Source organism: Halomonas sp. B23F22_20, from assembly GCF_043496985.1.
Lineage (GTDB): Bacteria > Pseudomonadota > Gammaproteobacteria > Pseudomonadales > Halomonadaceae > Halomonas.
This window is the reverse complement of sequence record NZ_JBIEKH010000005.1, coordinates 217945-240413: the sequence shown is the minus strand read 5'-3', so window position 1 is coordinate 240413 and position 22469 is coordinate 217945. Positions and strand designations below refer to the sequence as shown.

Genomic DNA, 22469 nt, shown 5'->3' with positions numbered 1-22469 from the left:
CGGAGTCCGCGGCTTCGAATCGCGGCTTACCCGGCGACAGCCCTAGGCGGAGGCGCTGTAAACCCATCCATGGGCGCTACCGATGCCATCCATGGCATAGGACCTCCGCTGCGGGCTGTCCCCGGCGCCGCTCGCCTCGGTATTTCTTCCAGCTTCAAGCTTACGGCTTACAGCTCCCGGCAAAGCCGGGTCACACCTCGATCTCGGCGAGGTTGCCGTAATCTTCGAGCCAGCTCTTGCGATCACCGGCACGCTTGCGGGCCAGCAGCATGTCCATCATCTCGAGGGTGCCGTCGCCTTCCTCACGGGTCAGCTGCACCAGCCGGCGGGTATCGGCTGCCATGGTGGTCTCGCGCAGCTGCAGCGGACTCATCTCGCCCAGGCCCTTGAAGCGCTGGACGTTGGGCGTGCCGCGTTTGCCTTCCAGACGCTTGAGAATCGCCGCCTTCTCGCTCTCGTCCAGGGCGTAGAAGACCTCCTTGCCCAGGTCGATGCGATACAGCGGCGGCATGGCCACGAAGACGTGGCCGGCGTCGACCAGCGCCGGGAAATGGCGCACGAACAGGGCGCACAGCAGGGTGGCGATGTGCAGGCCGTCGGAGTCGGCGTCGGCGAGGATGCAGATCTTGTGGTAACGCAGCTTGGAGAGGTCGTCGCTGCCCGGGTCCATGCCGATCGCCACCGCGATGTCGTGGACCTCCTGGGAGCCGTAGATGTCGTGGGACTCCACCTCCCAGGTGTTGAGGATCTTGCCGCGCAGCGGCAGGATCGCTTGACTCTCGCGGTCCCGGGCCTGCTTGGCGCTGCCGCCTGCCGAGTCGCCCTCGACCAGGAATAGCTCGCTGGCGGCAGGGTCCTGGCCGGAGCAATCGGCCAGCTTGCCGGGCAGAGCGGGGCCCGAGGTGACCTTCTTGCGCGCCACCTTCTTGGCACTCTTCTGGCGCCGCTGGGCGGCGCTGATCACCAGCTCGGCCAGCGCCTCGGCCTGGTCGACGTGGTGGTTGAGCCACAGCGAGAAGGCATCCTTGACCACCCCGGAGACGAAGCCGGCTACGGTGCGCGACGACAGCCGCTCCTTGGTCTGGCCGGCGAACTGGGGATCGAGCATCTTCACAGAGAGCACGAAAGCGACCCGCTCCCAGAGGTCCTCGGCGGTCAGCTTCACGCCGCGCGGCAGCAGGCTGCGGTAGTCGCAGAACTCGCGCAGCGCTTCCAGCAGGCCGGCGCGCAGGCCATTGACATGGGTGCCGCCCTGGGGTGTGGGGATCAGGTTGACGTAGCTCTCGAGCAGCGGCTCGCCGCCCTCCGGCAGCCACTGCACGGCCCAGTCCACGCCGTGCTCCTCGTCGGCGAAGTGGCCGACGAAGGGCGAGGACGGCAGCACCTCATAGCCGTCGGTGGCCTGGGCCAGGTAGTCGCGCAGGCCGTCCTCGAACTGCCACACGCTCTGGGTTCCGTCGGCTTCGGTAAGGGTGACCTCGAGCCCCGGACAAAGCACCGCCTTGGCACGCAGCAGATGTTTGAGACGCGACAGGGACAGCCGCGGTGAATCGAAGTAGCTTCCCTCCGGCCAGAAGCGCACCAGGGTGCCGGTGGCGCGCTTGGCGGCGGAACCGATGACTTCCAGCGGCGAAGCCGTCTCGCCGTGCTCGAACGCCATGCCGTGGCGTTCGCCCCCCTTGAGCACCTCGACTTCGAGACGCTTGGAGAGCGCATTGACCACCGAGACGCCGACCCCGTGCAGCCCACCGGAGAAGCGATAGCTCGAGGAGGAGAACTTTCCGCCGGCATGCAGCTTGGTCATGATCAGCTCGACCCCGGAGACGCCATGCTCAGGGTGGATGTCGATGGGCATGCCGCGGCCGTCGTCGCTGACCTCGACGCCGCCGTCCTCGAACAGTCGCACGCCGATGCGCTTGGCGTGGCCGGCCAGCGCCTCGTCGACGCTGTTGTCGATGACCTCCTGCACCAGGTGGTTGGGGCGCGCGGTGTCGGTGTACATGCCCGGGCGCTTGCGCACCGGTTCGAGCCCGGCGAGCACCTCGATCGAGCTGGCACTGTATTGGGTCATGGCGTCGTCTGTTTCCTATGCATGTTCGAATCCACGCGTTCAACCGCGGGCTGCCACTCGGCCAGGCGCCAGGGCATGACCGCCCTGGGCGAGGATCGCCGGCAGGTAGTCGGCCAGCGCCGAGAAACCGTGATCACCGCCGGGGTGAAGAATGGTCCTGGCCCCCTGATAGAACGCGAAGGCGTCGCGGCAGTCCAGCGTCTCGTCGGCGGTGCCCAGCAGCAGCAGGTAGCGCTCCGCCGTGACCCGGGTCGGCGTCATGTGCTCCAGCGCCCGACGATGGGCGGCTTCGACCACAAAACGCTCGCCGCTGTACGGGTTGACGAAGGCCTCACCGATCCAGGCGTCCACCAGCCGTGCCGGGGAGACCGCCGGATTGATCAGCGCCCCCGGCAGATCGTGGCGCTCGGCGAGCAGCGTCGCCAGAAAGCCACCCATGGAGCTGCCCACCACCAGCGGACGGTCGCCCAATGCGCCGAGCCGGGCGGCGGCTTCGTCCAGGGCCTGTTCGGGGCGATGCGGCAAGTCCGGCGTGGCGCAGGGCAAGCCGAGTTCCGCGCAGGCCTCGCGCATCAGCGCCGCCTTGGGCGAGGCGGCACCGCTGTTGAAGCCATGCAGGTAGAGCACCCCGCTGGTCGGCAACCGCGGCAGACCGGCGCTCAGCATACCCGACACCCTGTATAAATGGCCAGCCCGACACCGTTCACGACCATCGGGCGAATCATGCGTCCGCCTGCGGTTCGGCCGCCCACACCGCCTCGATCAGGCCACGCGTGGAGTCGTCCATGCCCTCGAGGCCGGCCTCACGCCGGAGGATGCGCTGCGTCTCTCCGGCCAGGGTCTTGCCCAACTCCACGCCCCACTGGTCGAAGGGGTTGATGTCCCAGATCGTCGCCTGGACGAACACCTTGTGCTCGTAAAGGGCGACCAGCGCACCCAGCGTCTGTGGGGTGAGCCGGTCGAGCAGCAGGGTGCTGGACGGCTGGTTGCCGCGATAGCGGCGATGGCCGGGGCGCGGACCGTCATCGGCCACGGCGGCGTCGCCGAGCATCAGCGCCCGGGACTGGGCGAAGCAGTTGGCCAGCGTCAGGCGATGCTGGCCCATCAGGTGATCGCGGGTCGCCGGGTCGGCGACATCGTCGTAGCGCACCCTTGGAGCGATGAAATCGCACTCCACGGCCTGGGTGCCCTGATGGAGCAGCTGGTAGAAGGCGTGCTGGGCGTTGGGGCCGAGCTGCCCCCACAGCACCGGGCAGGTGGAGTAGCCCACCGGCTCGCCGTCGTTGGTCACCGACTTGCCATTGGACTCCATCTCGAGCTGTTCCAGGTAGGCGGCGAAGTACTCCAGTCGGCCGTCGTAGGGCAGGATGGAGTGGGCGCGGATATCGAGGAAATTGACGTTCCAGATTCCCGCCAGCGCCAGCAGCACCGGCAAGTTGTCGGCCAGTGGCGCCTCGTGGAAGTGGCGATCCATGGCATGAGCCCCGGCCAGCAGGCCGCGGAAATTCGCCATGCCCACCACCAGGGCGATGGGCAGCCCGATGGCGCCCCACAGCGAGTAGCGACCACCCACCCACTCCCAGAACTCGAGCTGGTGAGCCGGGGCGATGCCCCATTCGGCCATCTTCTCGGGGCTCGCCGAGACACCGATGAAGTGCTGGCGCATCACCAGCGACTCATCGACGCCCTCCTGGCGGGCGCCGCCCAGTAGCCGCGCCTTGAGCCAGTCGCGGGCGGTGCGGGCGTTGGACAGGGTGTCGATGGTGGTGAACGACTTCGACGACAGCACGAACAGCGTGGTCTCGGGATTGAGCCGCGCCAGATAGTCGGCGAGCTGCGAGCCGTCCATGGTCGAGGCGAAGTGCACGTCGACGCGGTGGACGTCGTCGGGACGGTAATCGGCCAGCGCATGGGTGACCATCAGCGGCCCCAGATCGGAACCACCGACGCCGAGATTGACCACATCGCGGATCGGCTTGCCGGTGGCACCACGCCACTGGCCGGCATGAAAGCGCTCGACCATGTCCTCCATGCGATCCAGGGTGGCATGCACGGAGGCCACCAGGTCCTGCCCCTCGACCTCGAGTCGGGCATCCGCCGGCAGGCGCAGGGCGGTGTGCAGCGCCGGCCGGTCCTCGCTGCGGTTGACGCGCTCGCCGGCCAGCAGCCGATGAACGGCCTCGGGTACCTTGGCATCCCGGGCCAGGTCCAGCAGCATATCGAGCGTCTGCTCGCTCCAGCGCTGCTTGGAGAGATCCAGCGTCAGTCCGGCGGCGTGCCGGGTAAAGGTGGAGTATCGTCCCTGGTGCTCAGCGAAGAGCTCGCGCAGGTGGCGTTGCCCCATGCTCGCGGCATGGTCCTTCAGGGCGCGCCAAGCACCCCGCTGATCGACGGGGGGGTGGCTCATGGTGGCCTCCTGGGTCTTTCGTGCAGCCGACGGCAGGGAGGCGTAGAATGGCGGGCTTCCAGCCCATTTGCCCAGCCCTGCCCATGTGTGACGCATCTTACCGTGACGCCATCTTTTCCACACCCCTGGACCGGGTGGCGCGTTTTTCGTTCGACGAGCGGGTAGTGGCCTGCTTTCCCGACATGATTCGCCGCTCGGTGCCGGGCTACGGTCAGATCCTGGCCATGCTCGGTCCGCTGGCCCGCCGGCACCTGCGCCACGGCGGCCATGTCTACGATCTGGGCTGCTCGCTGGGTGCCGCCGGTCTGGCCCTGGCCGGCCAACTGCCGCCGGCGGCCTTCCGCTACACCGGGGTGGACCTCTCCCCCACCATGGTCGAGCGGGCCCGCGAGACGCTGACCACCGAAAGTCCGGATCACGACCTGACGGTTACCGAGGGCGACATCCGCGCCCTCGACTACGAACCCTCGGGGATGATCCTGCTCAACTTCACCCTGCAGTTCCTGGCGCCCGAAGATCGCGATGCCGTGATCGCAAGCCTCTATGACGCCCTGGAGCCCGGCGGCGTGCTGGTGCTCTCCGAGAAGATCAAGGCCGCCGACGAGCAGGACAACGCCTGGCTGGTGGAACGCTACCACGACTTCAAGCGCGCCAACGGCTACAGCGACCTGGAGATCAGCCAGAAGCGCACCGCGCTGGAGAACGTGCTGGTGCCGGACACCCTGGAAGCCCACCAGGCGCGGCTGGCCCGCGCCGGCTTCTCGCGCTCGCTGGTGTGGTTCCAGTACCTGAACTTCGCCTCTCTGATCGCCTTCAAGGAGGATTGAGGTGCCGATTCCCGACGCCCATCGCCCGCTCTACCAGGCCTTCCTCGACCGGGGCCTCGACGCCTGGCTGGCTCGGCTGCCCGAGCAGCTGGCTCGCGGCCTCGACCGATCGCGCTTCGGCGACCTGCCGGCCTGGGAGAAGGCGGTGACCAAGCTGCCGCCGCTGCCGGAAGGCCGCGAGGTACGCCTCGACGCCGACCACGTCACCGTGGACGTCGCCCTCGACGCCTCGCGACGCCGCCAGAGCGAGAGCCTGCTGCGCGTGCTGGCGCCCTGGCGCAAGGGCCCTTATCGACTCGGCGGGGTGACTATCGACACCGAATGGCGCTCCGACTGGAAGTGGCAGCGGGTGGCCCCGCACCTGGCACCACTGGCCGGCCGCAAGGTGCTCGACGTGGGCGGCGGCAATGGCTATCACGCCTGGCGCATGGCCGGCGACGGCGCCGGCTTCGTGCTGGTGATCGACCCCTCACCGCGCTTCTACTGGCAGTTCCAGGCGGTGCGCCACTTCGTCGGCGATGCCGACGGCGGCGCGGTGCACTTCCTGCCGGTGGGCATCGAGGACGTGCCGGAGGCGCTGGCCTTCTTCGATACCGTGTTCTCGATGGGCGTGCTCTACCACCGCCCCTCGCCGCTCGAGCACCTGGCTCAGCTCAAGGCCGCGCTGCGCCCCGGCGGCGAACTGGTGCTGGAGACCCTGGTGGTCGAGGGAGACGCCACCACGGTGCTGCTACCGGGCGAGCGCTACGCCGCCATGCCCAACGTCTACTTCCTGCCCTCCTCCGCCGCGCTGTGCCAGTGGCTCGAGCGCGCCGGCTTCGACAACGTGCGGGTGGTCGACGAGGCCGACACCTCGCTCGACGAGCAGCGCGCCACCGACTGGATGACCTTCCAGTCACTGGCCGACTTCCTCGACCCGGAGGATCCGTCGAAGACTCGTGAGGGTCACCCGGCACCGCGCCGCGCGGTGCTGATCGCCAACCGGCCGGGCTGATATCGGCTGTCACGATCGATGGCCGCGAGAGCATCACCGCGGTGCGCGATGCTCTCAGCCCTCTCTGATGTCACCTGACACGCCGACCACTGAGCTCCATGCACCTTTAGCTTCACATTTCTTCAGCGCTTCCTCGGAAGGTGGTGTGATACCTTGGCGGCCGACGCCACATGTCATCCCCACCTCTTGTCAGCGCCTGCCGCACGGCAACGGGAACGGGGCCTGTGGTCGTCATCGAGAGGGACCACTACCAAGCAAGGAGAGCAATCATGGGATTTCTAGCGTGGATTCTGTTCGGCCTGATCGCCGGCATTCTGGCCAAGTGGATCATGCCGGGCAAGGACCCCGGCGGCATTATCGTGACCATCCTGATCGGTATTGCCGGCGCCTTCGTGGGTGGCTGGCTCGGCTCACTCGTCGGAGTCGGCTCGATGGGTGACTTCAGCCTGGGCAGCTTCGTCACGGCCATTGTAGGCGCCCTGGTCCTGCTGGGCGGTTACCGGATGCTCAAGAAGGCCTGACGCGCTTGCCGGAGCCGCTCCGTCCGCGGGCAAGCATGAAACACGAGAAAGCCGCTCCGAAAGAGCGGCTTTCTCGTGGTGTGGCGAACCACCTGGCCAGTGTCACCGCCACATGATGCCACCCGATGAGACGCCAAGGGCCCGGCGAACTCGGTCGCCGGGCCCTTGATGGCAGGAGCGTACGCTTACTTGAGCAGCTCGCGAACGTCCTTGGCCTCCCAGTGCGGGAAATACTTGCGCACCAAGGCATTGAGCTCGACCTCGAAGCCGGCCCAGTCGACCTCGCCCGACGCCGCGCCGTCACCGGCCTCGGCGGCACCGCGGATCATGCCCGCCCCCACGGTGACGTTGGACAGCCGATCGATGACGATGAAGCTGCCGGTGCCCGGGCTGCGCTCGTAGGCGTCGATCGGCACTTCGCCGGTCAGCGCCACACGGCAGCGGGCGATGGCGTTGAGCTCGAGACGCGCCGCGTCGTGATGCTCCAGGGTGTTGACGTCCACCTGGTAGTGGATGGCCTCGATCTGACCGGCCACGGAGCGCCCGGCGAGGCGAATGTCGACCTGGCGACCCGGCTCGAGGGCCTGCTCGTTCATCCACACGAGATCGGCATCGAAGGCGGTGGCTTCGGTCACCTCGGCGTCGGCGGCAACGATCCAGTCGCCGCGCGAGATGTCGATCTCGTCAGCCAGGGTCACGGTGATCGCCTGACCCGGCCAGGCATCCTCCAGATCGCCGTCGAAGGTGACGATGCGCTCGACCGTCGACGTCTTGCCGGACGGCAGCACCTTGATCGCCTGACCGGGGCGCAGCACGCCCGCTTCCAGGGTCCCGGCGTAGCCGCGGAAGTCCAGGTTCGGGCGGTTGACGTACTGGACTGGCAGGCGCAGGTCAGTCAGGTTGTGGTCGGCGCGCACCTCGACGCTCTCGAGCAGTTCCAGCAGCGCTGGGCCGGCGTACCAGCTCATCGCCTCGCTCTTGTTGACGACGTTGTCGCCCTTGAGCGCCGAGAGCGGCACGAAACGGATGTCGTCGGCGCCGAGCTGCTCGGCGAAGGCGCGATACTCGGCGACGATCTCGTCGAAGCGCTGCTGGCTATAGTCCACCAGGTCCATCTTGTTGATCGCGATCACCAGGTGGCGGATGCCCACCAGATCGGCGATGAAGCTGTGGCGCTTGGTCTGGGTCTGCACGCCGTAGCGGGCGTCGATCAGGATCACCGCCAGCCCCGCGGTGGATGCCCCGGTGGCCATGTTGCGGGTGTACTGCTCGTGTCCCGGGGTATCGGCAATGATGAACTTGCGCTTGTCGGTGGAGAAGAAGCGATAGGCCACGTCGATGGTGATGCCCTGCTCCCGCTCGGACTGCAGGCCATCGACCAGCAACGCCAGGTCCACCTCTTCACCGGTGGTGCCGCTCTTCTTCGACGCCTGAGTGATGGCCGCCAGCTGGTCGTCGAAGATCATCTTGGAGTCGTGCAGCAGCCGGCCGATCAGGGTCGACTTGCCGTCGTCGACGCTGCCGCAGGTGATAAAGCGCAGCAGGTCCTTGTTCTCGTGCTCGTGGAGATAGGCTTCGATATCGTCGGCTATCAAATCCGATGCATGTGCCATGTAACACACCTGTAGCTGTAAGCTGTAAGCCGGAAGAGCCCCGGAGCTCCCCGACTCACCGCTGAATCTCATTCGTTGGATAACCTTGCCGGTGACCTGCATGCCTGAAGCTTCCCGAACCCGCCAAGAGTGTCTCTTGGGTATTCTTACAGCTTCAAGCTTCCAGCTTCCGGCTCGCTAACGCGCCTTCGGCGCGTTAGAAGTACCCCTCGCGCTTCTTCTTCTCCATCGAGCCGGCCTGGTCGTGGTCGATGGCGCGGCCGCTACGCTCGCTGGTGCGGGTCAGCAGCATTTCCTGGATGATCTCGGGCAGCGTGGTGGCCCTGGACTCCACCGCGCCGGTCAGCGGGTAGCAGCCCAGGGTGCGGAAGCGGACCCATTTCTCTTCGGGCACCTCGCCCTCTTCGAGCGGCATGCGGTCGTCGTCGACCATGATCTGCATGCCGTCGCGCTCGACTACCGGACGCGGCGCGGAGAAATACAGCGGCACGATGGGGATCGACTCGAGGTAGATGTACTGCCAGATGTCCAGCTCGGTCCAGTTGGAGAGCGGGAAGGCGCGGATCGACTCGCCCTTGTTGACCCGGGCGTTGTAGAGATTCCACAGCTCGGGGCGCTGATTCTTGGGATCCCAGCGGTGATACTTGTCGCGGAACGAGAACACGCGCTCCTTGGCGCGGCTGGCTTCCTCGTCGCGGCGCGCACCGCCGAAGGCGGCATCGAACCCGTACTTGTCCAGGGCCTGCTTGAGCGATTGGGTCTTCATCACGTCGGTATAGCCGCTGGAGCCATGATCGAACGGGTTGATGCCGGCGGCCCGGCCTTCCTCGTTGATGTGCTCGATCAGCTCCATCCCGGACTCCGCAGCCATGCGGTCGCGGAACTCGATCATCTCGCGAAACTTCCAGGTGGTGTTGACGTGCATCAGCGGAAACGGCGGCGGCCCCGGATAGAAGGCCTTGCGCGCCAGATGCAGCATCACCGAGGAATCCTTGCCGATGGAGTAGAGCATCACCGGGTTGGAGAACTCGGCCGCCACCTCGCGGATGATGTGGATGGACTCGGCTTCCAGCTGCTGCAGATGGGTCAGCCGCCGCGGCGTCAGGCCGGCGGGGGCGCTGCTGCCCTCGGCCTGGACGGCGCTCTCGCGTGTCGGTGCATGAAGACTGTTCATGGCCCGGCTACCTCGCATGACGTGGGCGGAAAGGGAATCATGCGACAGAGGGTACCGCCTTCGCGATAATAACGTAAAAGAATTAATATCTATCTTTTTAGACGCAATAGAGCTATCAGGGCGCAAGGCGCTCGACCCAGGTCTCGAGTTTCCTCCCTCCCAGGTCGACCACCCTGAAACCTGGCCAGGCGGCCTCGTCCACGGCGAAGTCGACAGAGCTCGGCAGGAACTGGTCGCTGGTCGAGGGACAGCCGTAGACCGTCACCCTGCCGGCCGATGCGGGGCCGTGGCCGCTGAAGGCTTGGTGAATATGGCCACACAACACCGCCTCGACGTGCCGGTGGCCGGCCAGGCAGTCCCAGAAGGCCGCAGCGTCCCTCAAGCCTAGTGCATCCATCCAGGCGGAGCCCACCGCCACGGGCGGATGGTGCATGGCCACCAGGGTCGGGCGGGTATCCTCGGCGAGCCGCTCGTCCAGTGCCGCCAGGCGCGCCACGCCGAGTTCGCCGGCCTCCTCGCCAATTCGCTGGGTGTCGAGCAGCAGCAACCGACGCTCGCCCAGATCCAGGACCTCGTCGAAGGGGCGGCACTCGGCCATCAGGCCGGGCTCGTCATGGTTACCGGGCAGCCAGCTCCACGGGCAGTCGAAGCCCGAGAGCAGGCGTGCCGCCTCGGCATAGGACGCTGCGGAGCGATCTTCGCTGACGTCGCCGGTGACCAGCACCAGGTCGGGGCGCAGGCGCACGGCGGCGGCCACCACGCGCTCGAGTTGCCGGTGCGGCAGGCCGATGCGCGAGCGTGCGAGGCGGTCGGCATGCAGGTGGAAGTCGGTCAGTTGGATCAGTCGCATCGGGCCAGGCGGCTCATCGGTGGGGCTTGTCAGGGAAAGGCGTCAGGGAAGCTCGGGCAGGTCCAGGGAATGGCCGTGGGCCAGGCCATGGTCGAGCCACTCGCCGAGGAAGCGGTTGAGCTGGAGCTTTTCGTCGGGCTGGTGCATGCGGGCGTTGGGGTAGCGATAGCGACCATCGAAGTGCCGCTGGCGCTGGAAGTCGTTGACCTCGGCCATGCGCACGTCGTGATAGAGGTGCACCCGCATGCGCGGCGTCTCGAGCACCCCATCGAGCACACCGCTCTGGGAGACCCGCACGATGCTGGTGTAGGGCGCTCGTTCCAGGAGCTCCAGGCACAGCGCGCCGACCCGGCGCCCATGGCTGACCAGCTCCACCTCACGGGACTCGCCGACCTCCATGTCGCCCAGCAGGCGGCTCAGCCGCACGTAGTTGGCGGTGCACTCACCCTGCAGGGTCTTCAGGTCGGTCACGTAGGCGTTTCTCGACACGCTACCTCCTCGCTCTCAATGAGGCCCGCTCCGCCGCCAGCCAGTGGAAGGCGATCAGGCACATGGCATTGTCGAGTCGACCGGCCATCAGGAGTTCCCAGGCGCGGGCGAAGGACAGCACATGCACGCGAATATCCTCGTGTTCCTCGTCGAGGCCATGGATACCGCCCAGGCCATGGCTGTCGATGAGGCCGCAGAACAGCGTGACCCGCTCATCGCAGGCCCCCGGGCTCGGATAGTAGGTATGCAGCTCGATCAGCTCACCCAACGCACAACCGGCCTCTTCCTCGGCCTCCCGACGGGCCACCTCGGCCAGGCTCTCTCCATGCTCGACCAGTCCCGCCACGATTTCCAGCTTCCAGGGCGAGTCGGGATCGGCCAGGGCACCGGGGCGAAACTGCTCCACCAGCGCCACGGCGTCTCGTTCCACATCGTAGAGCAGGACGCCCACGGCGTCATGGCGATGATGCACCTCGCGCACCATCGGAGCACTCCAGCCCCCCTCGAACAGGCGGTGCCGCAGATGCAGCTCGTCGAGGCGAAAGAACCCCTGGTGCAGGCAGCGACGCTCAGTCAGCTCCACGTCGCCGGCATCGAACGGCGCGGCGGCCAGGGCATCGAGCGGCTGGGTGCGATCGGTGTCCGACATGGCCCCTCCGGTGAATACGAAAGGGTCCATTATCAGGGTCCGCGGCAGGCCTGCCAACCTCGCGGCTCATCGAACCGTGGTCAGCCGCCTGAACATTCGCCGCGGGCTATTCGTTCCCCAGGCGCTCGACCATGGCCCTTGCCTGGGCGCGCAGCGCAGCGTCGGACGCCTCGCGCCCCTCTCTGATCGGGCCATTCAGGGCCCGTCGCGCATGGGCCAGGGCCTCGGCGTCCCGCCCCTCGTCCTCGAGGAAAGCCGCGTAATAGATATTGACGTCGATGCCGTCGGGACGTATCGCTTCGGCACGCTGGAACATCTGTGCGGCGGTATCGTCGTCGCCGAAGGCCACCGGCCACCCTGGCGCCCGATCATAGAGCGCGCCGAGGGTCACATAGGCCGAGCCATGATAGCCCTGGGGATCGAGCTCGAGGGCCGATTCCAGCACCCGACGCGCTTCCTTGGCCGCTCCCAGGGCGTCCAGGCCGCCGCTCTCCCGGGCCAGAGACGCCAGGATGATGCCTTGCCAGACCCTCACGGCCACGGTGTCGGGGTTGGCCTGCGCCAGCGTCTTCGCCTCCGCGGCGAGGGCCTCCAGGGCGTCGGCGCGCCGTGCCTCCGGCATGGCGGTGGTGGTGTGCTCCCAGCGGCTGCGTAGCGAGAAAAGCTCATTTTCCCAGGCCAGGGCCGAGAGCGTCGGTGCGAACACGAGCCCTATCCCGAGAACAAGGGAGAGCAATCGATGTGTAGGCATGGCGGTTTCCTCGTGCATTGTGGTTATTGGGCGTCACCACCAAAATGTAACGAACGTTTGAATTAATCGCCAGCCGGATATGGATCATCCTCTCGCCTGCTCGACGCCGTCTGCGATGCGTCATAAAAAAGGCGGCCCGAGGGCCGCCAAACACTTACCGCTTGCCAATTTGAACGTGAACGTCGGGCCTCAGGCCTCGCGCTTACCATCGACCAGGCGGCTGACGCCGGCCGGGTTGCCGTCGCGCAGGGCCTCGGGCAACAGGCCCTGGGGCAGGTTCTGGTAGCACACCGGGCGCAGGAAGCGATGGATCGCCGCGCTGCCCACCGAGGTGGTGCGCGCGTCCGAGGTGGCAGGATAAGGCCCGCCGTGGACCATGGCGTGGCACACCTCGACACCGGTCGGCCAGCCGTTGGCCATCACCCGGCCGGCGCGACGCTCCAGGCTCGGCAGCAGCGCGCGGGCGGCGTCCAGGTCACCGTCGTCCATCTGCAGGGTGGCGGTGAGCTGGCCTTCCAGCGACTCCGCAACGTGCTTGACCTCGTCGAGGTCGGCGCACTCGACCACCAGCGAGGTGGCGCCGAAGACCTCGGCCTGCAGCGCCTCGTCGCTCATGAAGTCCTGCGCGCTGGCCACGAACAGCCCGGTCTGGCAGGCGTTGGGGCCCTCGCCGGCGGCGCCGCGGGCGACCTCGCGGGCCTTACTGCTGGCGACCAGGCCGTCGACGCCCTGCACGTAGGCGTCATGGATGCCCGGGGTCAGCATGGTCTGGGCCGCGGAAGCCTTCACCGCCTCGGCGGCGGACGCCACGAAGGCATCCAGCGCCTCGCCCTTCACGGCGATGACCAGCCCGGGATTGGTGCAGAACTGGCCGGCGCCCATGTTCAGCGAGCCGATAAAGGCCTCGCCCAGCGCCTGGCCGCGAGATTCCAGGGCGGCGGGCAGCAGAAATACCGGGTTGATGGAGCTCATCTCGGCGTAGACCGGGATCGGCTCGGGGCGCGCCTGGGCGGCCTGCATCAGCGCCGTGCCGCCGCTGCGCGAGCCGGTGAAGCCCACCGCCTTGATGCGCGGATCGCGCACCAGCGCCTGGCCTAGCTCGCGGCCGGAGCCGTAGAGCAGCGAGAACACGCCCTCGTGCAGCTCGCAGCGGGCCACCGCGCGCTGCACGGCGCGGCCGACCAGCTCGGAGGTGCCGGGATGGGCGGCGTGGGCCTTGACCACCACCGGGCAGCCGGCGGCGAGTGCCGAGGCGGTGTCGCCGCCGGCCACGGAGAACGCCAGCGGAAAGTTGGAGGCGCCGAACACGGCCACCGGGCCCAGGGCGATATGGCGCTGGCGCAGGTCGACCCGCGGCATCGGCTGACGCTCGGGCAGCGCCGGATCGAGGCGCACGTCGAGCCACTCGCCGGCGCGCACGACCTTGGCGAACAGGCGCAGCTGGCCGCAGGTGCGGCCGCGCTCGCCCTCCAGCCGGGCGCGTGGCAGGCCGGACTCGGCCATGGCACGAACAATCAGCTCATCGCCGATGGCCTCGATCTCCTCGGCCACGGTCTCGAGGAACGCGGCGCGGGCCTCGAGGCCGGTCTCGCGATAGGCGTCGAAGGCGGCCCAGGCCAGCTCGCAGGCCTGTTCCACCTCGGCCTGGCCGCCGGCGGGATAGGCCGGGGACAGGGTCTCGCCGGTAGCGGGGTCGACGGCGTGGATCGGCTTGCCGTCGCTGGTCACGGCCTGCTGGCCGATCAGTTGCTTGCCTTCCAGGGTCATGCGGCTTCTCCTGTCGTGGGGCGCCGGATCACGGCGCCGTTCAGGTCGGGCGAGGCGCTCGATGGATATCGCCTCGCCAGGCAATGGGGTGGATGTCTCAACGCATCAGCGGACCAGGGCCGGACGCTTGGGATCGAACTCCCAGCCCTTGATCAGGTACTGCATGGCCATGGCGTCGTTGCGCTGGGTCACGTCGAGACGCTTGTACTTCTCGTGCGCCTCCATGAGCTTGTCGTCGTCCAGCTCGATGCCGAGGCCCGGCGTCTTGGGCACGGTCAGCTTGCCCCCCCGGATCTGGAACGGCTCCTTGGTGATGCGCTGGCCGTCCTGCCAGATCCAGTGGGTGTCGATGGCGGTGATCTCGCCCGGGCAGGCGGCGGCCACGTGGGTCATCATCGCCAGCGAGATGTCGAAGTGATTGTTGCTATGCGAGCCCCAGGTCATGCCCCACTCGTGGCACAACTCGCCCACGGCCACGGCGCCCTGCATGGTCCAGAAGTGGCAGTCGGCCAGCGGGATATCGACCGAATTGAGCTGCACGGCCAGCTGCAGCTGCTTGTAGTCGGTGGCGATCATGTTGGTGGCGGTGGACAGCCCGGTACGCTTCTTGAACTCCGCCATGGTCTCGCGGCCGGAGAACCCGCCTTCCTGGCCGCAGGGGTCCTCGGCGTAGCTGAGCAGGTGCTTGATCGGCTCCAGCACGCGCACCGCCTCGTCCAGTTTCCAGGCCCCGTTGGGGTCCAGCGTCAGGCGCGCCTCGGGGAAGGCTTCATGCAGCGCGCGGATGCAGTCGGCCTCTTCCTCGCCGCGCAGCACGCCGCCCTTCAACTTGAAGTCCTTGAAGCCATAGCGCTCGTAGGCGGCCTTGGCCAGGTTGGCGACAGCCTCGGGCGTCATGGCTTCGCGATAGCGCACCTCGTCCCAGGCATCGACCGGATCGGTCACCCGGGGATACGGCAGATCGGTCTTGTTCGGGTCGCCGAGCAGGAACAGATAGCCCAGAGCCTCGACCTCATCGCGCTGGCGGCCGTACTGGCCCAGCAGGTCGGCCACCGGCATGCCCAGCGCCTGGCCGAAGAGGTCGAACAGCGCCGACTCGATGGCGGTGATGACATGCACGGCCACGCGCAGGTCGAAGGTCTGGCGACCGCGCTCCTCGGGGCCACCCTGGGCCAACAGGCCTCGGCAGCGAGTGAGCACCTGCTTGACCTCGTTGACCCGCGCTCCCTCCACCAGGCCGCGGCACTTCTCGAGCCCTTTCTGGATGCCCTCGCTGGTGGGAATCTCGCCGACACCGCGGTTGCCGGACTCGTCCTCCAGCACCAGCACGCAGCGGATGAACCAGGGTGCGTGGCCGCCGCTCAGGTTGAGCAGGAAGCCGTCTTCGCCGGCGACCGGCACGATGTTCATCTTGGTGATCTTGGGAAACATGGCATTGCCTCTTGTACGTTCGAAAGAGCCAGCTAAAGAAAATCAGGTCACCGGCGCGGGGTTGAACAGCACCAGGTCGTTGTAGAGGCCGAGCCGGTCGGCGGCGACCCGCTGACGGCCGCTGGCCACGTCTAGGATCAAGTGAAAGAGCTCCCACCCCATCTCCTCGATGGTGGCGTCGCCGGTGGCGATGCGCCCGGCGTCGAGATCGATCAGGTCGTGCCAGCGCTGCCCTAGGGTGGAGTTGCTGGAGACCTTGATGACCGGCGTCATCGGCAGGTTGTAGGGCGTGCCGCGGCCGGTGGTGAACACCTGCAGGTTCATGCCAGCGGCGGCCTGCAGGGTGCCGCAGATGAAGTCGCTGGCCGGCGTGGCGGCGAAAGTCAGGCCGCGCTTGCGCACACGCTCCCCCGGCCCGATGACGTCGGCGATCGGCGAATCACCGGACTTGATCACCGAGCCGAGCGCCTTTTCGACGATGTTGGACAGCCCGCCCTTCTTGTTGCCCGGTGAAGTATTGGCGCTGCGATCCGCCTGCCCCTGAGAGAGATAGTCGTCGTACCAGGCCATCTGGTCGATCAGCGCCTGGCCGACCTCGGCGTTTACCGCCCGCGGGGTCAGCAGATGGATGGCATCGCGCACCTCGGTGACCTCGGAGAACATCACGCTGCCGCCGGCGCGCACGATCAGGTCCGTGGCGAAGCCCACCGCCGGGTTGGCGGTCAGCCCGGAAAAGGCATCGCTGCCTCCGCACTGCATGCCGACCACCAGCTCGGAGGCCGGACAGGTCTCGCGGCGGCGCCGGTCGAGACGCTCGAGATGGCGCTCGGCCATGGCCATGATGCCCTCGATCATCTCTCCGAAGCCCACGAAGGATTCGTCCTGCAGGCTCAGCACGTTAGCCTCGGGATCGGCGGCTTCGGTGTTTTCAAAGATCTTCACCGGCCGGTCCTCGACCAGGGTCGAGGGCTGCAGCTTCTCGCAGCCCAGCCCGATGACCATCACCTCGTTGCCGAAGTTGGGGTTCCGGGCCAGGTGCTTGAGCGTACGAATGGGCACCACCGCGGCCGGCGCATTGATCGCCACGCCGCAGCCGTAGCTGTGGTTGAGCCCCACCACGTCGTCGACGTTGGGGAAGCGCGGCAGCAGCTCGCGCTTGATGCGCTGGACCACGTGATCGACGGTGCCGGCCACGCACTGCACGCTGGTGGTGATGCCGAGCACGTTCTTGGTGCCGACGCTGCCGTCGGCATTGCGGAAGCCCTCGAAGGTATAGCCCTCGAGCGGCTCCGCCGGGGGCGCCGGGCGCGTCGCCAGCGGCAGGTCCTCCAGCGCCGGCGGCGTGGGCATGTGCAGGTTGGTCTCGTTGACGTGGCCGCCCTGGGCAATGGCCGTGGCGGCCGTGCCGATGATCTCGCCGTAGCGGATCACCTCGTCCCCCTCCGCCAGCGCCACCAGCGCGACCTTGTGCCCCTGGGGTACGTCGGCCTTCAGCTCGATGCCATCGTCGAGGCGTTCGCCGGCGGCCAGGCCGCCCTGGCCGACGACCACGGCGACGTTGTCGCGCGGATGGATGCGGATCACCCGGGGGGCCGGTGTCGAATGGGTCATGATCGAGCCTCGCGGTTGTGCGGATGGCGGGAATTCATGAGGGGGCCTCCAGGCGACGCTTAGCATGGCTCTTCAGCCCCATCACCACGGAGAAGGCCACCGAGGCGGCGATCAACAGCCAGAGCACCACGGCGATGGGGCTCTTGGTAAAGAAGATCGAATAGGTGCCGAAGGATTCCAGGCTCTTGACGAAGTAGACCTCCGCCTGGCTACCGAGAATGAAGCCGATGATCAGCGGCGCGACCTCGAGCCCGACCTTCTGGATCAGGTAGCCCAGCACGCCGAAGATCAGCAGCGTCCAGACGTCGAACATGATGCCGTAGTTGATGGCGTAGGCACCGACCACGCACATCATCACGATGATCGGATAGAGGATGTACTTGGGCACCAGCACCACCTTGGCGATGTGCTTGATGGCATAGAACATCAGGAAGAACATCACGACGTTGGCGAACACCAGGGCGATCATCATCACGTACCAGGTGTCGGCGTTCTCCGGAATGAACAGCGGACCGACCTGGATGCCCTGCAGGGTGAAGGCGCCGATCAGGATGGCGGTGGTGGAATCCCCCGGGATGCCGAGCGACAGCAGCGGAATCAGCGCGCCGCCGGTCAGGGCATTGTTGGCCGACTCGGAGGCGATCAGGCCCTGGGGCGCGCCCTTGCCCATCTCGCCGGAATCGCGGGAGAGATTCTTCTCCTGGGTATAGGCCAGCACCGAGGCGGCGCTACCGCCGACGCCCGGCAGCATGCCGACGAAGGTGCCGATGAAGGAGGAACGCACCAGGTTGGTCAGCCGGCCCTTGAAGATACCCAGGGAGAAGCCGCCGCCCTTGCCGAACTCGATGTTCTTGCCGGCCAGGCCGCTCTTCACGCCCTCCTCGGCCTCGAGCAGGATGGTGGCGATGCCGAAGATACCGATCAGCACCGGCAGCAGGGAGAAGCCCTCGAACAGGTAGGGTTCGAGGAAATCGAACATCAGACGAGTATGACCGTTACCGCCGTCGGAGATGCTGTAGGTGCCGATCAGGCTCAGCCAGATGCCCAGCACGCCGCTGAAGATGCCCACCAGCATGTTGCGAGACATGGAGGCGATGACGGTCAGCGCCAGCAGGATGATCAAAAACTTCTCGACGTAGGAGAACTTGATCGAGAACTCGGCCAGCACCGGCGCGAACAGGAACAGCACGATGGCGCTGATGAGGCCCCCGATCAGTGACGCCACCACGCAGACCCTGAGGGCCCGCTCACCCTCGCCCTTCTGGGCCATGGGATAGCCGTCGAAAGTGGTGGTGATCGAGGATGGCGTACCGGGAATGTTGAGCAGCACCGCCGGCACCATGCCGCCGGAGATGCCCCCCACGTAGAGCCCCAGCAGCAGCGCCAGGCCGTGATTGAGGCCGAGCGCGTAGGTAAGCGGCAGACACACCGCCACGGCCATGGTAGCGGTCATCCCGGGGATGGCCCCGAAGATGATCCCGACCAGGGCCCCCAGGGCCGCCAGCAGGAAAAAGGTGATATCGAGTAGCGACAGGATATCGAACATGGAAATGTCTCCGCTACGGCAAAGTGATCTGGAACAGCTTGGCGAGGATGAACCACGCCAGGCTCGGCGCCACGAGTGCGTTGATGGCAGCCGTGATGACCTTGCGCCGGGTCCTGGTGTGCATGTACATCAGCGACATCAGGAACAGGAAGGCCATCGACACGAACAGGAAGCCGTAGCCCGTATAGGGAAAGAGGTTGCCGACCACCGCCATCAGGTAGAAGTAGGCGACGATCAGCGCCAAGGTTCCGAAAAAGCGGAACTTGTCCATGGACTCGCCCAGGATCGGCAGCGTCTTTTCGCCTCGCCGGACGGCGGCGAGGAAGGGCGCCACGTTGAACACCAGAATCAGGGCAAAGAGACCGCCCATCAGCCAGTGAATGATGTGGGGAAAGAAAAGATGAGAGGTCTCGAAGTCGATCGAGACGCTCAGCAAGGATGACAGTCCTGATTCCATGGCGGCTCCGGTAAGGGCTCTATCAGGTGGCCTTTCGATCGTTGCGGGCTCAAGCAGCAGCCGCGAAGCGCCGGCGGGAGACCCGCCGGCGATCCTGCCTTACTGGATATTGGTGATGATGTCCTCGTAGACGGACATCTTGGTCTCCAGGTATTCGGCGGCTTCGTCAGACGGCTTGAAGTTGGGGATGAAGAAGGAGTTCTTCTGGGTCTCCTGGATCTCGCCCTCGGCATAGATCTCGGCGAGCGCCTGATCGATCTGGTCGACGATGGCCGGATCCATGTCCTTGTTGTAGAGGAAGAAGAATTCCTTATCGAAGGTGAAGTTGTCGCCGTTGCCCATGGGCACGGAGACATTGGGCGCGACGTACTGAAGCAGTTGCTCGCGAGTGGTCTTCCCCAGCCCGTCTTCCGGTGCCTGCTCGATGGTGCTGTTACGCGCCGTGAGCCACAGGAAGCGCATGGCCTTCTGATCGTCTTCCGGCAGGCGGGTGTACTGCTCGTTGGCCTGCACGGTGCCGTTGATCATGTCGGCCTGGTCGTCGAAGAGCTGCTGATTCTTGTCGGCCTGAGAACCGGTGTTGACCGCCACCAGGTTGTCTTCCATGCCCGGATGCTCGATGGCGATGGCATTCTTCAGGGCACTGAAGCCGATCTCCGAGACGCCGCCCGGCTGGATGGCCACGCGTACCTCCTCGCCGTTGCCTACCGCCGCGATCACGTCGTCCAGGGTCTGGTAGGGCGAGTCCTTGGGCACCAGATAGGCGTTGCCCGGGTTGATGGCGATGGTCGGCCCGATGGTGTACTTGTCGAAGATGTCCTCGTAGCCCTCGACACCGTACAGGTACCCGAGATAGGACTGATCATGGAAGATCATCAGGGTGTTGCCGCGCGGATCGCGATCCAGGAAGCGGAAGGCCGAGCTCGCGCCGACGGCATCCACCTTCATGTTGAGATCGAGATGCTCGGCCAGGGCATCGACCACGATGTTCGAGTTCTGGTAGGTGTCGCCACCGGTCGAAGTCGAGCCGATCACCACGCGAACGTTGCCGCGCAGCGGTCCGTCGGCGGCCAGGGCCGCGGTGCTGCCGAAGGCCATACCGGCCATCAGCACGGAGGTTCCGAGGGTCTTGTAGATGCTGGGCATGCTCATGGGTTCACCTCTTCGCTGTCGTTGTTGAGTGTGGGTGAAGATGGGCTATCAGTAGCCCTTGGCGGTTTCGACCAGGCTTTCCAAACGAGCCCGCTCGTCGGCAGAGGGCATCTCCAGCGGCGCGCGAACGCTGCCGGCGGGACGCCCGATGATCTCGACGCCGGCCTTGATCAGGCTGACCGCATAGCCGGCCTTGTTGTCGCGAAGATCGACGAAGGGCACGAAGAACTCACGCGAGATACGACGCACGGTGTCGGTGTCACCGGCCCGCAGCGCCTTGTAGAAGGTCACCGCCATGTCCGGCACGAAGTTGAACACCGCGCTGGAGTAGGTATTCACACCAACGGCCAGGTAGGCCTCGGCCATGATCTCGGCGGTCGGCACGCCGCCCACGTAGGCCAGGCGGTCGCCGACGGTCTTGATGATCCGGTTGAGGGCCTGCATGTCGCCCTTGCCGTCCTTGAGGCCGATCAGGTTTGGGCACGCATCGGCCAGGCGCTGTACCGCCGCCGGCTGCATGATGCCGTTGCCTCGGTTGTAGTAGATCACGCTGATGGACGTTGAATCGCAAATCTGGCGGGCGTACTCCACCAGGCCGTCCTGCGGGCATTCGGTCAGGTAGGGCGGCATCAGCAGGATGCCGTCGGCGCCCTCTTCCTCGGCGATGCGGGCGAAGGCACTGCCGGTGGCGACGCTAAGGCCTGCACTGGCGATTACCGGCAGCTTGCCGTCGACGGTCTTCACCGCCAGACGCACGATCTCGCGGAACTCGTCCTGTGACAGGTTGAAGAACTCTCCGGTGCCCCCGGCGACGAACACCGCCGAAATTTCGTGGCTGATGAACCACTCCAGCCGCCGGCGATAGCTCTCGGCGTCGAAACGCCCTTCGGCGTCGAAATCGGTGACCGGGAAGGACAGCAGCCCGTCACTGATAGCCTTCTTGACCTCTTCGCGTGTAAAACTCACCTGATCGTCCTCTTGTCGTCCGCTGGGTGACACGAGGAAAGGCGCCGCCCTCATGTCATACATCATACAAATGACAAACTAGCCGTCCGACCTCGGACTGACAATAGGCTCTGTGGTAGATTTAGACCAAAGTTGCATCGCGACTCACCAGGCTCGAACGCCGCGCTCGGTCGGCGTCATCCCAGTACTGCCCGCCCCCAGGACGCACGCATGTCATTGATCGACATCTTCCTCTCGACCCTCAACGTCACCCTGCCGGTGTTCGCCATGGTGTTCATTGGCATCGGCCTGAAGCGCCTGCGCTGGATCGACCAGGCCTTCGTCAACACGGCATCGAAGCTGGTCTTTCGCGGCACCCTGCCGGCGATGCTGTTCTTCGGCCTGGCCGATGCCGATCTGGAGGCAACGCTCGATCCCTGGATGCTCGGCTTCTTCGCCCTGGCTACCCTGGCGAGTTTCGTCGCGGCCTGGGGATGGGCCCTGCTGCGGGTCCGGCGCCCGCTGCGCGGGGTCTACGTGCAGGGGGCGTTTCGCGGCAACTGCGGTATCGTCGGGCTGGCCCTGGCCGCCGGCATGTATGGCGATGCAGGCCTGTCGCTGGGCGGGCTGCTGCTGGGCGTGGTGATCCTGAGCTACAACGTGCTGTCGGTGATCGTATTGGCGAGCTACCAGCCTCAGGAGGATGGAGCCTCCCATGGCGTCGACTGGAGCAGTATCCTTCACCACATCGTGACCAACCCGCTGATCCTCGCGGTAATCGCCGCCACGCCGTTCGCCGTGTTCGAGGTCCCGCTGCCTGGCTGGCTCACCACCACCGGCGACTACTTCGCCTCACTGACCCTGCCGCTGGCGCTGATCTGCATCGGCGCCACGCTCTCCACCCGCGCCCTCAAGAAAGGCTATCGCACCACACTGAGCGCCAGCCTGGCCAAGATGGTGGTCGTGCCCGCCGTGGCGACGTTGCTGGCGGTGGCGGCGGGATTCACCGGCCCTGCGCTGGGGGTGATGTTCCTGTTCTTCGCCAGCCCCACCGCGGCAGCGGCCTTCGTGATGGCCAAGGCCATGGGCAACGACGAGACGCTGACCGCCAACATCATCGCCCTCACCACGCTGATGGCCAGCCTCACGGTGACGCTCGGCGTCTTCGTGCTACGCGCGGCAGGCCTGATCTAGGTTCTCCTTGCGACCTCCCT

Annotated in this window: 20 protein-coding genes; 4 read left to right on the top strand and 16 right to left on the bottom strand. The window is 66.4% G+C overall.

Annotated elements, in window-relative coordinates; translation table 11 throughout:
- Positions 1 to 190: 190 nt before the first annotated feature.
- From parE to pgi, 3 genes are read right to left on the bottom strand one after another with little or no spacing between them, the layout of a single operon-like run.
- Positions 191 to 2071: a DNA topoisomerase IV subunit B gene (parE, locus tag ACGTN6_RS05825; RefSeq protein ID WP_394590355.1), complete on the bottom strand. Its 1881-nt coding sequence runs from the start codon at positions 2069 to 2071 to the stop codon at positions 191 to 193.
- 39 nt (positions 2072 to 2110) lie between these two features.
- A complete protein-coding gene (locus ACGTN6_RS05820; protein WP_394590354.1) occupies positions 2111 to 2737 on the bottom strand; it encodes a YqiA/YcfP family alpha/beta fold hydrolase in 627 nt (208 codons plus the stop codon).
- Between the two features lie 55 nt (positions 2738 to 2792).
- The gene (gene pgi, locus ACGTN6_RS05815; protein WP_394590353.1) at positions 2793 to 4478 is read right to left on the bottom strand and encodes a glucose-6-phosphate isomerase; all 1686 of its coding nucleotides are present in this window, start codon (positions 4476 to 4478) and stop codon (positions 2793 to 2795) included.
- A gap of 83 nt (positions 4479 to 4561) precedes the next feature.
- On the opposite strand from pgi, the gene cmoA reads away from it, so the two are divergent.
- From cmoA to ACGTN6_RS05800, 3 genes are all read left to right on the top strand, one after another.
- Positions 4562 to 5305 (top strand): carboxy-S-adenosyl-L-methionine synthase CmoA, encoded by a 744-nt coding sequence (cmoA, locus tag ACGTN6_RS05810; protein WP_394590352.1) that lies wholly within the window; start codon positions 4562 to 4564, stop codon positions 5303 to 5305.
- 1 nt (position 5306) lies between these two features.
- On the top strand, positions 5307 to 6299 hold the full coding sequence (cmoB, locus tag ACGTN6_RS05805) for a tRNA 5-methoxyuridine(34)/uridine 5-oxyacetic acid(34) synthase CmoB (RefSeq protein WP_394590351.1): 993 nt from the start codon (positions 5307 to 5309) through the stop codon (positions 6297 to 6299).
- A 269-nt stretch (positions 6300 to 6568) separates the two neighbouring features.
- On the top strand, positions 6569 to 6820 hold the full coding sequence (locus ACGTN6_RS05800) for a GlsB/YeaQ/YmgE family stress response membrane protein (RefSeq protein WP_394590350.1): 252 nt from the start codon (positions 6569 to 6571) through the stop codon (positions 6818 to 6820).
- Between the two features lie 185 nt (positions 6821 to 7005).
- Here ACGTN6_RS05800 and cysN read toward each other — a convergent pair whose 3' ends face one another.
- From cysN to kdgD, 13 genes are all read right to left on the bottom strand, one after another.
- Positions 7006 to 8433, bottom strand: coding sequence for a sulfate adenylyltransferase subunit CysN (gene cysN / locus ACGTN6_RS05795; RefSeq protein WP_394590349.1), 1428 nt, complete (start codon positions 8431 to 8433; stop codon positions 7006 to 7008).
- A 196-nt stretch (positions 8434 to 8629) separates the two neighbouring features.
- Positions 8630 to 9607, bottom strand: a complete 978-nt coding sequence (cysD, locus tag ACGTN6_RS05790; RefSeq protein WP_246393006.1) for a sulfate adenylyltransferase subunit CysD — start codon at positions 9605 to 9607, stop codon at positions 8630 to 8632.
- Between the two features lie 115 nt (positions 9608 to 9722).
- The gene (locus ACGTN6_RS05785; RefSeq protein WP_394590348.1) at positions 9723 to 10457 is read right to left on the bottom strand and encodes a metallophosphoesterase; all 735 of its coding nucleotides are present in this window, start codon (positions 10455 to 10457) and stop codon (positions 9723 to 9725) included.
- Positions 10458 to 10499: 42 nt separating this feature from the next.
- Positions 10500 to 10946: a DUF1249 domain-containing protein gene (locus ACGTN6_RS05780; protein ID WP_394590347.1), complete on the bottom strand. Its 447-nt coding sequence runs from the start codon at positions 10944 to 10946 to the stop codon at positions 10500 to 10502.
- A gap of 1 nt (position 10947) precedes the next feature.
- Positions 10948 to 11595, bottom strand: a complete 648-nt coding sequence (locus tag ACGTN6_RS05775; RefSeq protein ID WP_394590346.1) for an NUDIX domain-containing protein — start codon at positions 11593 to 11595, stop codon at positions 10948 to 10950.
- 106 nt (positions 11596 to 11701) lie between these two features.
- The gene (locus ACGTN6_RS05770) at positions 11702 to 12346 is read right to left on the bottom strand and encodes a hypothetical protein (protein WP_394590345.1); all 645 of its coding nucleotides are present in this window, start codon (positions 12344 to 12346) and stop codon (positions 11702 to 11704) included.
- A gap of 189 nt (positions 12347 to 12535) precedes the next feature.
- Positions 12536 to 14113, bottom strand: a complete 1578-nt coding sequence (locus tag ACGTN6_RS05765) for an aldehyde dehydrogenase (NADP(+)) (RefSeq protein WP_394590344.1) — start codon at positions 14111 to 14113, stop codon at positions 12536 to 12538.
- Positions 14114 to 14218: 105 nt separating this feature from the next.
- Positions 14219 to 15544, bottom strand: a complete 1326-nt coding sequence (locus ACGTN6_RS05760) for an enolase C-terminal domain-like protein (RefSeq protein ID WP_394590343.1) — start codon at positions 15542 to 15544, stop codon at positions 14219 to 14221.
- Positions 15545 to 15586: 42 nt separating this feature from the next.
- Complete coding sequence (gene garD / locus ACGTN6_RS05755; RefSeq protein ID WP_394590342.1) at positions 15587 to 17155, bottom strand: galactarate dehydratase; 1569 nt, start codon at positions 17153 to 17155, stop codon at positions 15587 to 15589.
- A gap of 34 nt (positions 17156 to 17189) precedes the next feature.
- Positions 17190 to 18701 carry a tripartite tricarboxylate transporter permease gene (locus ACGTN6_RS05750; protein ID WP_394590341.1) on the bottom strand — a complete coding sequence of 504 codons (1512 nt, stop codon included), beginning with the start codon at positions 18699 to 18701 and terminating at the stop codon, positions 17190 to 17192.
- A 13-nt stretch (positions 18702 to 18714) separates the two neighbouring features.
- Positions 18715 to 19158 (bottom strand): tripartite tricarboxylate transporter TctB family protein, encoded by a 444-nt coding sequence (locus ACGTN6_RS05745; protein WP_183389676.1) that lies wholly within the window; start codon positions 19156 to 19158, stop codon positions 18715 to 18717.
- Between the two features lie 99 nt (positions 19159 to 19257).
- A complete protein-coding gene (locus ACGTN6_RS05740; protein ID WP_394590340.1) occupies positions 19258 to 20310 on the bottom strand; it encodes an ABC transporter substrate-binding protein in 1053 nt (350 codons plus the stop codon).
- Between the two features lie 48 nt (positions 20311 to 20358).
- On the bottom strand, positions 20359 to 21276 hold the full coding sequence (gene kdgD / locus ACGTN6_RS05735; protein WP_394590339.1) for a 5-dehydro-4-deoxyglucarate dehydratase: 918 nt from the start codon (positions 21274 to 21276) through the stop codon (positions 20359 to 20361).
- Positions 21277 to 21486: 210 nt separating this feature from the next.
- Between kdgD and ACGTN6_RS05730 the strand changes: the two genes are divergently transcribed.
- Complete coding sequence (locus ACGTN6_RS05730; RefSeq protein WP_394590338.1) at positions 21487 to 22449, top strand: AEC family transporter; 963 nt, start codon at positions 21487 to 21489, stop codon at positions 22447 to 22449.
- Positions 22450 to 22469: the final 20 nt, after the last annotated feature.